13 protein-coding genes and 1 pseudogene are annotated in these 13,101 nt (G+C 75.6%); 5 read left to right on the top strand and 9 right to left on the bottom strand.

Going from position 1 to position 13,101, the window contains the following annotated elements; translation table 11 throughout:
- Positions 1-2 precede the first annotated feature (2 nt).
- Together EV189_RS15245 and EV189_RS15240 are read right to left on the bottom strand one after the other, a co-directional pair.
- Positions 3-1,079 carry a HAMP domain-containing sensor histidine kinase gene (locus tag EV189_RS15245; RefSeq protein WP_231116444.1) on the bottom strand — a complete coding sequence of 359 codons (1,077 nt, stop codon included), beginning with the start codon at positions 1,077-1,079 and terminating at the stop codon, positions 3-5.
- On the bottom strand, positions 1,076-1,735 hold the full coding sequence (locus tag EV189_RS15240; RefSeq protein ID WP_130493857.1) for a response regulator transcription factor: 660 nt from the start codon (positions 1,733-1,735) through the stop codon (positions 1,076-1,078). The genes EV189_RS15245 and EV189_RS15240 overlap by 4 nt, the downstream gene beginning before the upstream one ends.
- A gap of 104 nt (positions 1,736-1,839) precedes the next feature.
- On the opposite strand from EV189_RS15240, the gene EV189_RS15235 reads away from it, so the two are divergent.
- Positions 1,840-2,781, top strand: coding sequence for a D-alanyl-D-alanine carboxypeptidase family protein (locus EV189_RS15235; RefSeq protein WP_130493856.1), 942 nt, complete (start codon positions 1,840-1,842; stop codon positions 2,779-2,781).
- On the opposite strand, the gene EV189_RS15230 is transcribed toward EV189_RS15235, so the two are convergent.
- Positions 2,765-3,322 (bottom strand): dihydrofolate reductase family protein, encoded by a 558-nt coding sequence (locus EV189_RS15230; protein ID WP_130494109.1) that lies wholly within the window; start codon positions 3,320-3,322, stop codon positions 2,765-2,767. The genes EV189_RS15235 and EV189_RS15230 overlap by 17 nt on opposite strands.
- 51 nt (positions 3,323-3,373) lie before the next feature.
- Between EV189_RS15230 and EV189_RS15225 the strand changes: the two genes are divergently transcribed.
- On the top strand, positions 3,374-3,679 hold the full coding sequence (locus EV189_RS15225; protein WP_130493855.1) for a hypothetical protein: 306 nt from the start codon (positions 3,374-3,376) through the stop codon (positions 3,677-3,679).
- Here the strand turns inward: EV189_RS15225 and EV189_RS15220 are convergent.
- Positions 3,676-4,551, bottom strand: a complete 876-nt coding sequence (locus EV189_RS15220) for a helix-turn-helix domain-containing protein (RefSeq protein WP_231116442.1) — start codon at positions 4,549-4,551, stop codon at positions 3,676-3,678. The genes EV189_RS15225 and EV189_RS15220 overlap by 4 nt on opposite strands.
- Before the next feature lie 96 nt (positions 4,552-4,647).
- Here EV189_RS15220 and EV189_RS15215 point away from each other — a divergent pair.
- From EV189_RS15215 to EV189_RS15205, 3 genes and pseudogenes are all read left to right on the top strand, one after another.
- Positions 4,648-5,331: pseudogene (locus EV189_RS15215) on the top strand (TIGR04222 domain-containing membrane protein); the annotation flags it as partial.
- Positions 5,332-5,395: 64 nt separating this feature from the next.
- Positions 5,396-6,148: a DUF692 domain-containing protein gene (locus EV189_RS15210; RefSeq protein ID WP_407938151.1), complete on the top strand. Its 753-nt coding sequence runs from the start codon at positions 5,396-5,398 to the stop codon at positions 6,146-6,148.
- On the top strand, positions 6,145-6,471 hold the full coding sequence (locus EV189_RS15205) for a hypothetical protein (protein ID WP_130493852.1): 327 nt from the start codon (positions 6,145-6,147) through the stop codon (positions 6,469-6,471). Before EV189_RS15210 ends, EV189_RS15205 begins: the two co-directional genes overlap by 4 nt.
- Before the next feature lie 7 nt (positions 6,472-6,478).
- On the opposite strand, the gene EV189_RS15200 is transcribed toward EV189_RS15205, so the two are convergent.
- From EV189_RS15200 to EV189_RS15180, 5 genes are all read right to left on the bottom strand, one after another.
- A complete protein-coding gene (locus tag EV189_RS15200) occupies positions 6,479-8,056 on the bottom strand; it encodes a DNA polymerase (protein ID WP_231116441.1) in 1,578 nt (525 codons plus the stop codon).
- Between the two features lie 180 nt (positions 8,057-8,236).
- Complete coding sequence (locus EV189_RS15195) at positions 8,237-9,721, bottom strand: DUF222 domain-containing protein (RefSeq protein WP_165400326.1); 1,485 nt, start codon at positions 9,719-9,721, stop codon at positions 8,237-8,239.
- Between the two features lie 485 nt (positions 9,722-10,206).
- Positions 10,207-11,064: an ATP-grasp domain-containing protein gene (locus tag EV189_RS15190; RefSeq protein ID WP_130493849.1), complete on the bottom strand. Its 858-nt coding sequence runs from the start codon at positions 11,062-11,064 to the stop codon at positions 10,207-10,209.
- 59 nt (positions 11,065-11,123) lie between these two features.
- Positions 11,124-11,726 carry a pyridoxamine 5'-phosphate oxidase family protein gene (locus EV189_RS15185; protein ID WP_130493848.1) on the bottom strand — a complete coding sequence of 201 codons (603 nt, stop codon included), beginning with the start codon at positions 11,724-11,726 and terminating at the stop codon, positions 11,124-11,126.
- A complete protein-coding gene (locus tag EV189_RS15180) occupies positions 11,723-13,066 on the bottom strand; it encodes an FAD-binding oxidoreductase (protein WP_130493847.1) in 1,344 nt (447 codons plus the stop codon). Before EV189_RS15180 ends, EV189_RS15185 begins: the two co-directional genes overlap by 4 nt.
- Positions 13,067-13,101: the final 35 nt, after the last annotated feature.

Below are 13,101 nucleotides of genomic sequence, written 5' to 3'. Positions count from 1 at the left end.
CGTCATCGTGCCCCCTCGGCGCGCGGCAGCCGTACGTCGACCCGCAGCCCGTCGGTGCCGCGGGGCTCCGCGGAGATCGTGCCGTCGTGCGCCTGCGTGATGGAGCGGGCGATGGTGAGCCCCAGCCCGGCACCGCCGCTGTGGTCCGTACGGTCCGAGGCGAGCCGGCGGAACGGCTCGAACAGGCTCGCCACCGCCTCGTTCGGCACGGCCGGCCCGGTGCTCGCGACGGTGAGCGCCGGGTCGTCCGCGACGGCCACCTCGAGGCAGCCGCCGGGGCGGTTGTACTTGACGGCGTTCTGCACGAGGTTGGTGACGAGCCGCTCGAGCAGGACCTGCTCGCCAAGGACGACGCGCGGCTGCAGGTCGAGGCGGACCGCGACGCCGGCCTCGGCCGCCCGCTCCTCGTACGCCGCCGCGACGGCCCGCGCGATCTCGTCCAGCCGCTGCGGGCTGCGCGACCGCAGCCCCTGGTCGCTCTCGCTGAGGACGAGCAGGCCCTCGATGAGGCGCTCGTTGCGCTCGTTGGTCTCCAGCAGCTGCCGCGTGAGCAGGGCGAGCTGGTCCGGGGTGAGCGGCTGTGCCAGGCCGACCTCGATGAGCGTGCGCTGCACGGCCAACGGCGTACGCAGCTCGTGGGAAGCGTTGGCGGCGAAGCGCTTCTGGCCCTCGAAGCTCACCGCGACGCGGTCCATCATGTCGTCGACCGCATGGGAGAGCAGCGCGAGCTCGTCCTCGCCGTCGGCCCGCAGCCGGTAGCCGAGGTTCTGCGGCCCGACGCGGTCGAGCTGGTCCGCGAGCTCCGCGACCGGGCGCAGGGCCCACCGCGCGCACCCGCGCAGCACGAGCACGCCCACGAGCAGCACGACGACCAGGGCGATCGTCGCGCGCAGCGTCGAGTGGCCGGCGAGCGTGCAGACGGTGCTGGCACCAGGCACTCCTGAGCCGCAGACGCTGACGATGCTGCGGGCGCGGTCCGTGAGCGACAGGGCGAGCGCCGGGACCACGAGCCCGACGAGCAGCGCCGAGGTCGCGACCAGGAGGACCCGCTCGCGCGGGGTCAGCTGCCGCGACCTCACGAGCCGAGCCGGTATCCCGCGCGGGCCACGGTCTCGATGACCGGCGGGTCGCCGAGCTTGCGCCGCAGGGTCATCACCGCGACGCGGACGGCGTTGGTGAACGGGTCGGCGTGCTCGTCCCAGCCCTGCTCCAGCAGCTCCTCGGCGCTGACCACGCGGCCCTCGGCGCGCAGGAGCACGTGCAGCACGGCGAACTCCTTGGGTGTCAGGTCGAGCAGCCGCCCGTCGCGCCAGGCGGAGTGCCGGGCGACGTCGAGCACGACGCCGGCCTGCTCGAGCACGGGCTGCAGCGCCGGGGCCGACCGGCGGGCCAGCGCCTGCACGCGCGCGGCGAGCTCGGCGAAGGCGAAGGGCTTGGTGAGGTAGTCGTCCGCGCCGAGCCCCAGGCCCTCGACCCGGTCGCGGATCCCCGCGGCGGCGGTCAGCAGCAGCACCCGCGTCCCCGATCCGGACTCGAGCAGCGAGCGGCAGACGTCGTCGCCCGTACGCCCCGGCATGTCGCGGTCGAGGACCGCCACGTCGTAGCGGTGGACGAGCGCGCGCTCGAGCGCGCCGTCGCCGTCGTACGCGACGTCGACGGCCATCGCGAGCCGACGGAGGCCCTCGGCCACCGTGTCCGCGAGCAGCCGCTCGTCGTCCGCCACCAGGATCCGCACGCCCGCCTCGCTCCCTGTCCGCGCCATTGTCGCGCGCCCGGCATAAGCGCGGGATAAGCGGCGCGCTGACGCTGCTCCTACGCCCCGCCGCCGACGCTCGGGCCATGACTCCGCCCGCCACGTCGGTCCACACCCCGCCCCGCCCGTACTCGCCCGGCCGCACCGTCGCCCAGCCCCGCCGCCGCCGCGCGGGCGGTCGGCTGCTCGTCATCAGCCTCGTCGCGGCCCTGCTCGTGGGGCTGGGGCTGGTCCGGCTGGGGCACGCCGGGACCGGTGGTCCCGTCTCCGGCTTCGCCTGGCCGCAGGACGGCCAGGCGGCGATGGTCGTGGGCGGCAGGTCCGCCGGGACGAGCGGGGACCAGCGCGCCGTGCCGGTCGCGAGCGTCGCGAAGGTGATGACCGCGTACGTCGTGCTGCGCGAGCACCCCCTCGGCAGCCGGGCGCCGGCGGTGGTCATCACGCGCGCGGACGTGGCCGACACCGTGCGCCGCCGCGCCCGTGGCGAGTCGGTGCTCCAGCTGCGCGAGGGCCAGCGGCTCACGGAGCGCCAGGCGCTCCTCGCGGTCCTGCTGCCCTCGGCCAACAACGTCGCCGTCGCGCTGGCCCGGTCGACGGCCGGCAGCACGGACGCCTTCGTGGCGCGGATGAACGCCGAGGCGCGGCGACTGGGGATGCGGCACACGACCTACACCGACCCGAGCGGCTACGACCCGAGCACCGTGAGCACGGCCGCCGACCAGCTGCGCCTCGTCCGCGCCGCGATGGCCGTGCCCGCCTTCGCCGAGCTCGTGCGGCAGCCGACGGCGGTCATCCCCGGCGCCGGCACCGTGCGCAACACCGACGTCCTGCTGGGCCGCGACGGGTTCGTGGGCGTGAAGACGGGCTCGGACCGCGCGGCCGGCGGCTGCTTCGCCTTCGCGGCCTGGCGGTCGGTGTCCGGCCGACGGGTGCTCGTGCTGGGCGTCGTGCTCGGCCAGCAGGGGAAGTCGCTCGTGCAGGCCGGGCAGGACGCGGCGCGGCGGCTCGTGCTCAGCGTCCCGGGCTGACCCTCCGGTAGCGCTCGTAGACGACGTCGTCGAACCTGCCCAGCTCCAGCAGGTCCAGGCGGACGTCGGCGTCGACGGCGGGGAGGTGCGGCGTACCGCCTCCGACGATGACGGGGTAGCGGAAGACGCGGAACTCGTCGACCAGGCCGAGCTCGACGGCGGTGGCGGCGAGCGTGGCGCCGCCGATCTCGACGTCGCGGTCGCCCGGCCCGACAGCGGCTGCGACCTCGTCGGCCAGGGAGCCGGTCGCTGCACGGGCGTTGCCCTGCAGCGCGGTGCCGCGACGGCTGAAGACGACCTTGGGCAGGGCGGTCCACGCCCGGGCGAAGGCCGCTCCCGCCTCCGTGGCGCGCAGCGAGGGGTCCGTCTCCCAGACGAGCATGGTCTCGTAGAGCCGCCGCCCCAGCAGGTACGCGCCCAGCCCGCTCACGCGCTCCAGGTGGACGGCGAACAGCTCCTCGGAGGGCGCGGACCAGTCGAACCGCCCGTCGCGGTCGGCGACGAAGCCGTCCGCGGAGACGCCTGCCGAGTAGATCAGCATCGTGCCGCCCTTCCTCGTGGACATCCTCGCGCCAGCGGGTACGACGGTGCCATGACGACGCGCCGGCAGGTCGAGCGGACCGACGACGGACACTGGGTCCTCATCGACGGGCGCCGGTGGCGGGCGACCGACCCGCTGCTGCCCGAGGACGTGGCGCAGCTCCTCCGCTCGGAGCTGATGAGCGCGAGACGCGCTGTCGGACAGGCACTACGGGCCGAGGACCCGGCGGCCGAGCGCGCGGCGCGCGACCGGGTGCAGGCGGCGAAGGTCGCGCTCGGCGAGCGGGGGACGCCGTGGTGGGAGCAGACCGAGGACGAGCGGCGTACGCGCTGGCGGGCCTTCCTCGAGCGGCCCTAGGCGGTCGAGCGGACGGCGTCCCTGAGCCAGGTCGCCGACCTGGCGGGGGTCAGCGCCATCGTGCGCAGCAGCGCCATCTCGCGGTCGTAGGCGTGCACTTCGGTCGGGGAGTCGAGGAAGAAGATGCGCGTCTTGTTGTCCATGTAGACGACATCCGGAGCGTCGAGCCCGCGCGGCTCCAGCAGCGAGAACGACCCGGCTGTCACGGGCGGGATGCCGGCACTGAAGGGCAGCACCTGGACGGTGATGTTGGGGCGGCGCCCGAGCCGCAGCAGGTGGCGCAGCAGCTCGAGGCGCAGGGCGCGGTCGACCTCGGGGTCCGGGTCGACGCTGCGGTGCAGCACGGCCTGGTCGACCACCGCAGCGAGCCGGAGGGGCTCGCGGTCGGGTGCCGGCTGGAGGAGCTGCTGGCGGCGCCGGCAGATGGCCATGCGCAGGTCGACCTCCGCGGGGGAGGGGTCGAGCGCGGTCGCGAGGATGACGCGGCGGGTCCAGGCCTCGGTCTGCAGCAGCGGGTGCGGGATCACCGCGCTGTAGCACTGGACGGCGCGCGAGCTGGCCTCGAGGCGGATGAGGTTGGCGTAGCCGGCGCTGGTCCGGTCGGCGTAGGCGTCCCACCACCCCTTGGGGCGGGCGTTCGGCGCGAGCAGCCGCAGCCGCTCCGCGCGGGGTGCGGGGACGGCGTAGACGTCGAGCAGCAGCTCGAGGTCCTCCGGCCGGATTCCGATGGCGCCGGTCTCGATGCGCGACACCTTGGAGGCGGACCAGCCGAGCAGGCGCGCGACCTCCTTGCCCTGCAGCTGCGCGTCGACACGGAGGTCGCGGAGCTCGCGGGCGAGCTGGCGCTCGCGGGCGGAGGGGGAGTCGTGCACGAGTACCTCCTTCGGAGTTGCATGCAATATTGCAAGCATACTTCCCTCCACCTCACCAGTGGGCAACAGTCCGGCTGAGCGGTCGTCCGACCGCTCGAGGACCAGAGGAGGTGGCAGGTGGAGGACGTGGAGCAGGTCTCGCCGTACGCGCTGGCGATGCTCGCCGGCGGTGCCGGACGCTGCGTCGACGCGGCGCTCGTGGCCCTGGTGCTCGACGGCCGCGTGCGCGCCACGCGCAGCGGTCCGATGACGGTGGTGGAGCACCGTGCGGTCGACCCGGTGGAGGCGGCGGTGCTGGACGCGCTGGCCGAGGAGTCGCCGAGCCCGCGGGCACGGGCGGTCGCGGACGCGAGGCTGTCGGCGCTGCACGCGGACCTGGTACGCCGCGGCTGGCTGCGCCGCTCGCTGCTGTGGTGGTTCTCGACGTCGGCGCAGGTGCCGTCCTCCCGGTCGGCGGAGGGGCGCCGGGTGCTCGACCGGGAGCGCCGCGTGGGCGCGGGTGGTGACGCGGTGCGGACTGTCGCCCTGGTGGGGCCAGCGGGGCTCGACGACGTCGAGCTGCGCGAGGCGCTGTTCGGGGGCGAGGCGTGGTGCGGGCGCCGGCAGCGGGCGAGGAGCAGCTCGAGCGACGGGTGGGCGGCCGGGTTCGTCAGCTGGGGCGGCGGGTCGGACGGCGGGTCCTCGTGCGGTGGCCACTCCGGCTGCGGGGGCGCGAGCAGCTGCGGCAGCAGCGGTTGCGGCAGCAGCGGCTGCGGGGGAGGTGGCTGCGGTGGCAGCTGAACCGGCACCCGTCCGCGGCCTCGGGATCGGCTGGCGGCCCGAGATCGATCTCACCGTCGAGCGGATGCCCGGGCTGGACTTCGTCGAGGTGGTCGCGGAGGGCATCCACCTGGCCCACCTCCCGGCCTCGCTCGAGGCCCTGCTCGCGCGCGGGATCCCCGTCCTCCCGCACGCCGTCACCCTCTCCCTCGGCGGGGCCGAGCCGCTCGACGAGGCGCGGGTGGCGCACCTGGGGGCCTGCGCGGAGGCGTTCGGCTCGCCGCTCGTCAGCGACCACGTGGCCTTCGTCCGGGCCGGTGGTCTGGAGGCCGGGCACCTGCTGCCCGTGCCGCGTACCCGCGAGTGCCTGGAGGTCCTCGTCGACAACGTCCGCCAGGCGCAGGCCGCCCTCCCCGTGCCGCTGGCGGTGGAGAACGTCGCCGCCCTGCTCGAGTGGCCGGGCGCGGAGCTCTCCGAGGGCGAGTTCCTCGCCGAGCTGGTGGCGCGTACGGGCGTACGGCTGGTCCTCGACGTCGCCAACCTCTGGACGAACGCGGTCAACCTGGGCCTCGACCCGCTGCGCGAGCTCGACTGCGTCCCGATGGAGGCCGTGGCGTACGTGCACGTCGCCGGCGGGATCCTGCGCGACGGGATGTGGCACGACACGCACCGGCACCCGGTGCCCGCGGCAGTGCTGGAGCTGCTGGTGGCGGCGCGCGAGCGGGGGCCGCTCCCGGCGGTGATGCTCGAGCGCGATGGCGACTACCCGAGCGACGCCGAGCTGCGAGGTGAGCTCGCGGCGATCCGGGCGGCGGCGGGCTTCGAGGCGGCCGCGTGAGCTCCCCGGCCGCTCGGGCCGCGCTCGCGGAGGCGCAGGCCGAGCTCATGGCGGCGCTCGTCGCCGGCGGACCGCCGCCCGACGGCTTCGACGCTCGGCAGGTGCGGGCGCAGGCGGACGCCCTGGTGGGGAAGCGGCGGATGGTCGTCGCGGCGCTGCGGCCGGACCTGGTGCGGGCGTGCGGGGACGGGTTCGCCCGGGCGTTCGCGGAGTACGCGGCGACCCGTCCGCGTCCGCCGGAGGGGGCGCTGGCGGACGCCGACGCGTTCGCGGCAGCGCTCGGACTGCGTGCTGCTGGTCGTCGCCGGCGCTGGCGGCGGTAGTGCCGGGTCAGCCCGTCCTCGCGTCGGCCCAGGACGCGCCCACGCCCACCTCGGTGCGGAACCCGACCCCGCTGCCCGCTGCCCACCACGATCCGACAGAGGCGAGCGCGTCGTGGAGCAGCTGGACCGCGTCGGGCGCACTGTCCTCCGGCACGTGTAGCAGGAGCTCGTCGTGGAGGCAGAGCACGATCTCCGCGCCCGTGCCGAGCAGGCGGTCCCGCACGGTGACGGCCCACGCCTTGAAGAGCTCCGCCGCCGCGCCCTGCACCGCGGCGTTGCGGGTGAAGCGGCCGTACGCCGCCTCCTGCCCGACCGGCGGCACCGCGTGGACGAGCCGGCCGCCGCAGGTGCGCAGCGGCTGGCCGGTCCGGCCCGCCTCCTCCGCGGTGCGGAGGTACGCCATGGCGCGCGGGTAGGCCCGCTCCATCCTGCGCAGCGCGGCGCCCGCGGTGCCCGAGGTCTGGCCGTACATGGCGGCGAGGACCGCGACCTTCGCGGTCGGCCGGTCACAGCCGAGGGCGGCGGCGACCGGCGCGTACAGGTCGGGCTGGCGCGTCGCGGCGACGAGCCCGGGGTCGTGCGAGACCGCCGCGAGCACGCGCGGCTCGACCTGGCCGAGGTCGGCCCGGACGAGCAGGTGCCCAGGCTCGGCGCGGACGGCGTGCCGCAGCTCGGCGGGCAGGCTGTGCAGCCCCGCCGAGACGGTCATCCGGCCCGCGGCTGCATCGGCTGCTCCCCAGGACCCGTGCAGGCGGCCTGCGGGCGTCACCTGCCCGTCGAGCCAGGCCCACCCGTTGGTCGTGGACAGCCGCTCGGCCTTGCGCCATGCGAGCAGCGCGGCGACCGCGGGCACGGCTCCGGCGTGCGCCTCGAGGCGCCACGACCGCGTGTCCGGCAGGTCCAGCCCGACGCGTCCGAGCAGCTCCTTGACCTGCGCCGGGCTGCGCAGGTCGACGGCCGGTCCAGGGAAGCGGGCGTGCACCGGGGCGTCGCGCTCCTCGCGCTGCCGCCGCGCCTCCGCCTCGTCGCGGGGCCGGGGACCGACGTGCTCCTCGAGGTACGCCGCGGCCACGGCCCGGTCGAGCGGCAGGCCCGTCGCCCCCAGCTCGACCGCGAGCAGCGCAGCCGCCGACTCCGACCAGGCCGTGAGGACGGGGAGCGGCGCGACGACCGGGTCCGTCCGCAGGTCGGGGAGCCCTCGCAGCCGCTCCTCCTGGAGGCGCTGCACCTCCAGCGCGAGGCTGGCCGACCGGTCGGGCTCGTCGGCTGAGCGTTCGCGCAGCCACGCCGGGTTGAGCTGGCCGTCGTCGCTCGTGGGGTGGGAGGGGTCCTCCGCTGCGGCGAGGAGGTCGGGCTGGTCCTGGACGCGCGGCGGAGCCGGCAGCCCGTGCGCGGCGGCCCACACGGCGGCCGGGTCGGTCCTCCGGAGGCCGTCGAGCAGCCGGCCGACGGCGGCGAGGTCCCAGACGCGCCGCACGTCGTGCGTGCTCGCCAGGTCCTCCGCCGACCAGGTGACGAGCCGCTCACCGCGACCGAGGACGGGTACGGGTCGGCCCGGCAGCGCGACCACCAGCTCCTCGGGCACGGACGTCAGCCTCTCGCAGGGTGGGGAGTCGGGTGGGCGGGGAGTCGGGCGGGCGAGTGGTCGTGCGGGGCGAGTGCTCGTGCGGACCGCGGCTCGGCGCCCGCGCGGGCCGGCCCGGGAAGCGGCGCGCCCGTAGCCCCGTCCGGCTGGTGCCGGCGGGGCTGGGCGTCCGCTCGTGGGTCAGGCGGCGCAGGGTTGGGCTTCTGGTCGTGCTTCGTAGACCCGGCCGAGTGGGGTGCGGTGGGCGATGGTGCCGTCGGGGAGTGGTGTGGTGGTCCAGCCCCACCAGGTCTTGAGGTTGTGGTGGAGCCTGCATCTGGGGCAGAGGTTGCGGCAGGTGGTGTGCCCGCCTCCCGGGTAGTCGGGATCGCCAGTGCCTGGTGCTTCGTGGTTGAAGGGCACGGTGTGGTCGAGGTCGCAGCGGGTGGCGGGTACGGAGCAGGTGGGGTGTCCGCAGTGCAGCCACAGCGCTGTCACGTGCGCGCGCTGCGCGGCGGTGGGCTGGTAGCGCAGCTTGTGGAGGTCGAGGAGCTTGCCGTCGGGGTCGGTGATGGCGAGCTGCCAGGTCCCGTCGGAGGCGAGGAGGCGGCCGAGGTCGGCGGGGATCGGGCCGTGGCCGGCCAGGTGGGCGGGGTCCTCGTTGAGGCCGAGGAGGGTGGCGGCGGAGATCTGCACCTGCACCGCCACGGGGCTGCTCGTCCTCGTCAGCGCGGGGAGGAAGTCGCCGTCCGCGGCGGGGTCGAGCAGCACGGAGCAGACCGCGACGAGCGCGTCGGCGCGTGACCCGGCCCTCCCTGCGAACCCGCGGTCAGCGGTGGGCAGGTCTCGGGCGATCCGGTCGAGCGCGCCGCTCACGACCTGGGCTTCGTCGGCGGTGAGCAGCGCGCGGATCTCCGCCATCCCGTCCGGCAGGGGCGTGACCCGCACGCTGCGCTGTCGGACGGCGTCGGCGTGGCGCTCCGCCGCCCCGCGCGGGTCGAGCTTCGCGACGGCGCGGCGCAGGTCGCGGCGCAGCTCGCTGACCGTCCGCTCCGGCGCGCGGCGCAGCACCGCCGCCTCGAGCGCGGGGACGTACGCGTCGCCCAGCACTGAGGCTTCGTCGACCACGACGCGGGCGTGGGCAGGTGACAGGTGGCCCTCAGCGAGCAGCCACCGCGTACCCGGGTGACGGGTCGTCAGCAGCAGCGCACCGTCGACCATCGCCGCCGTCCCGCGCTCGGTCATCCGCAGCGCGAGCGCCATCTCCGCCTGCGCGGACGCCTCCGCACCACCGCCCCGAGCCGCGCCCGGCACCGTCTCCGCGGTCGCAGCGCTGATCTGCGCGTAGGCCGCCGCCACCGCGGTCGCCTTGAGCGCAGCGACCGCGCTCTCCAGTCGCGCACAGGCCTGCGCGACAGCGAGCTGCGCGTCGGCGAGGACCAAGGACTCCGGGCGGCCCTCCTTCTGCCCGGCAGCTCCATTGGTCGGTTCACTCGCGAGCGCCCAAGACCGCAGCAGGCCCTCGTCCGCGCTCAGCTGCTGCACCAGCGACAGCAGCATCGGCCCCACAGCCACTTGCTCCAACGCCCTCGCGAACGGCAGCCCCGGCCCCGGCAGCGCGACGACCCCGGGCACTGGGCGGACGGGCAGCCCGTCGCCCCGCTCAGGACCACTGTTCGAACGCATGTTCGAATTGTATGCCACCTCGGTGCCCCTGGCAAGGGCCCCGAGGCGGCGATTCTGCTCGGCGCCCCTTGTGCGCAGCGGGCAAGTTCCTCCGCTCCACCAACAGGAAGTGCATGATCGCGGGGCATGGTGAGGAGACCTCGGCGCCGCCCCGCCCACGATGTGCATGATCACGGGGAGGGGGTGCGGGACCGCGCTCGCGCGCTAGGGCGACCTCGGAGCTGCCCCGCCCACGATGTGCATGATCACGGAGACGGGGCGCGGGGCCGCGCTCGCGCGCTGGGGCGACCTCGGAGCCGCCCCGCCCACGATGTGCATGATCACGGGGGAGGGGGCGCGGGACCGCGCTCGCGCGCTGCCGCGCCCTCGGCCCCGCCTCTCGCCCTGACTCGCCCAAGACGTGCATGATCACGGGCAAAGGGGGGGTGCGGCGCACGGAAGGGGTGCGGCGCGCGCAGAGGGCCCCCCTCGCACAGGACCGCCCGCTACCGCAGCAGCGCGTCCACCAGCCGCTCGGTCGACCCCGGCCCGCCCTCGGCCAGGAACAGGGAGGGCTCGACCAGCTCGAGCTCGAGGACGCAGGGCGTCCCGTCGTCGTCGCGCACGAGGTCCACCCGCGCGTACGTGGAGATCCCGCACCCCCGCTGCGCGACCTCCAGCGCTGCACGCGCCACTGCGAGCTCGTCAGGCGCGGCCTCGTGCGGGCCCGTCTCCTCCGCGGCGAACAGCTCGTCGACCGAGCCGGCGACCGGCAGGGTGACGCGCTTGGTCGCCGCGTGGCTGAAGGTCCCGTCGAAGAACACCAGCGCCCGCTCGCCCTCGCGCGCGACCGAGGCGAGGCGCGGCTGCACCAGCACGGACCTGCCGATCGCGTGGAGGCGCTCGACGTGGGCGCGGGCGAGGTCGGCCTGCCCGGCGTCGTACGCCGCGAGCCCCCGGCTGCCCGCGCCGACGGCCGGCTTGACGACGAGGGGGCCGTCAGGCAGCTCGACGTCCTCGCCAGGCTCGACGAACGTGCTGCGCGGCACAGGAACCCCCGCCGCCGCGAGCTCGACGAGGTAGTGCTTGTCGGTGCTCCACCGCACGAGGGGGAGCGGGTTGCGCAGGTCAGTGCGCGCGGCCGTGCGCTCGGCCCAGCCCAGGAACTCCGCCAGCCGGTCCTGGTAGTCCCAGGTCGAGCGCAGCACGGCCCGGTCGTACGCCTCCCACGCGACCGTCGCGTCGTCCCAGTCGACGACGTCGACCACGATCCCGCGCCGGCGCAGCTCCTCGAGGGCGAGCGGCTCGTCCGGATCGAGGCCGCGAGCGGCACCTGCCGTCGTCCAGGCGAGCCGAGTGACCATGGGCACGGAGCGTATAGACCTCGGGCCGGGCAGCCGTCACGGCTGCCGGGGAGTGCCCCTCACCCCGGCAGGTGGCTCCACGTCCAGCCCGACGTCCCGCAGCGGTAGCGCAACCGCCTGCTGGCCGTGTCCTCCGCTGCCGACCAGTACGTCAGCTCGACCGGGGTGAGCCGGAAGCCGGTCCACGACTCGGCCGGGTCGCTGTGCTCCGGCACGAACTCCGCCCACCGCCGGCGCCGCTCCTGAGAAGGCTGCACCGCCAGGGCGTCGTCGTTGAGCCACGCGAGCCGGCGCAGGTAGTCCGGACGCGCGGCCCAGGCCCGCGCGGCGGACGCCACCCCATCCGGCACGACCGGCCCGCGGACGACCAGCTGGCGGCGGAAGTCCGGCCACAGCACGACCATCGCGGCGTGGGGGACCGCGGCCAGCTGCGCCACCTTGCGGCTCGAGGCGGAGGTGTGGAACGCGAAGCCGGACTCGTCGAACGCGCTCAGCAGGACCGTACGCGCGTCCGGGCAGCCGTCGTCCCCGACCGTCGCGAGCGTCACGCGCGGGCGCTCCGGGCTGTCGTCCGGTGGCAGCCACTCGCGGGCCAGCTCGAGCGGGTCCACCGGTGGCGCGCCGTCGTCGTGCAGGTCGTAGCCGGAGAGCCCGCTGCTCACCGGATGGACCCCTTGGTGGGACCGGCGTACTCCGGGTTGAGCTTGCCGGGGTTCAGCAGCCCACCGGGGTCGGTCCTCCGCGCGGTCTCGACCGTCCGCTGCAGTTCGAAGTCCACGTTCCACTGGTGCGGGTCGTGCACGCCGACGCCGAGGGCGTTCAGCGCGGCGATGCCGGCGCGTACCTGCTCCGGGCTCTGGTAGACCCCGGCCAGCATGCCGATCGGCACGGAGTGCCCGGCCTCGACGTGGAGCAGCCCGCCCTCGTAGACGGCGGCCACGTCCGCGGGCCGGTCGACCAGCGCCTCGCCGGCGACCTCGACGTGGAAGTACGTGCCGGGTGCGGACTTCTGCAGCCACTCGACGGGATGGTTGTAGCTGAGCATGCTGATCGCGAGCACGACCTGCGGCCCCTCGCGGACGTCCTCGACCTGGCCGCCGGCGCCCTCGATGACCACGCGCGCCGCGCCCACCGTCGCCACGTCCGCGATCATCCGCAGGCTGGCGCGCCCGGCGGGGAACGCCGGATCGGGCGGCAGGGCCGCGATCACCTCCGGCCCGTCGGCGGAGACCAGGCGCGGCAGCGGATCGAGGCGGCCCAGGATCCGCAGCGCCCGCAGCGCGCTCGGCAGGTCGGGGAAGCTCGCGAACACGCCCCGCCAGTCCTGCAGCGGCTCGAGCCGCACCGTCGCGCGGGCGATGATGCCGGCGGTGCCGTAGTTGTGGACGTAGCGCTGCGCCTCCGCGCCCTCGACGTGGTGCAGCTCGGGCGAGCCGTCCCCGTGCACGACGTCGAGCGCGACGACGAAGCCCATGTCGTTGCTGCCGTGCGCGATCGTGCCCGTCCCGCCCGACCCCCCGGAGAGGAAGCCGCCCAGGCACGACTGCGCCGTCGAGGGGTACATCCAGAGCTGCTGGCCCTGCTCGGCCGCGGCTCGCTCCAGCGCGACCATCGGAGCCCCGGCCTCGGCCGTGATCCAGCCGTCGCCGACCTCGACGACCGCACGCGCGCGGGAGGTGTCGAGCACGAGGCCGCCGGCCAGCGGGATCCCCTGGCCGTAGTTGCCCGTGCCCTTGCCGCGCGGGGTGACCGGCACGCCGTGCCGGACGGCCGCGGCCACGACGTCGCCGATCTGCTCCGCCGTCGCCGGGAAGGCCACGAGGTCCGCGAGGCCGAGGGGCAGCTGCTCCACGATGATCGGGCTCATCAGCGACCCGTCGACGGAGGCCCGCTCCCGGGCGCGCAGCTCGCTGGTCACGCCCCGCGGGCCGAGCAGCTCCACGAGCTCCGCCTCGAGCGCGGCGATCGCGGTGGGGGGCGCGGAGGTGAGGTCGAGGGTCACCCTGCCTTGCTATCCGCCGCACGTTCCGGTCGTGT

This window comes from Motilibacter rhizosphaerae (assembly GCF_004216915.1).
Taxonomy (GTDB): Bacteria; Actinomycetota; Actinomycetes; order Motilibacterales; family Motilibacteraceae; genus Motilibacter; species Motilibacter rhizosphaerae.
This window is presented reverse-complemented; position numbering and strand designations above follow the sequence as displayed.

Coding starts and splice junctions, on each gene's coding strand:
- EV189_RS15210 (WP_407938151.1), top strand. CDS start 5,396: ATGCCCGGGCTGGACTTCGTCGAGGTGGTCGCGGAGGGCATCCACCTG.
- EV189_RS15225 (WP_130493855.1), top strand. CDS start 3,374: ATGACGACGCGCCGGCAGGTCGAGCGGACCGACGACGGACACTGGGTC.
- EV189_RS15235 (WP_130493856.1), top strand. CDS start 1,840: ATGACTCCGCCCGCCACGTCGGTCCACACCCCGCCCCGCCCGTACTCG.
- EV189_RS15195 (WP_165400326.1), bottom strand. CDS start 9,721: ATGCGTTCGAACAGTGGTCCTGAGCGGGGCGACGGGCTGCCCGTCCGC.
- EV189_RS15190 (WP_130493849.1), bottom strand. CDS start 11,064: ATGGTCACTCGGCTCGCCTGGACGACGGCAGGTGCCGCTCGCGGCCTC.
- EV189_RS15230 (WP_130494109.1), bottom strand. CDS start 3,322: ATGCTGATCTACTCGGCAGGCGTCTCCGCGGACGGCTTCGTCGCCGAC.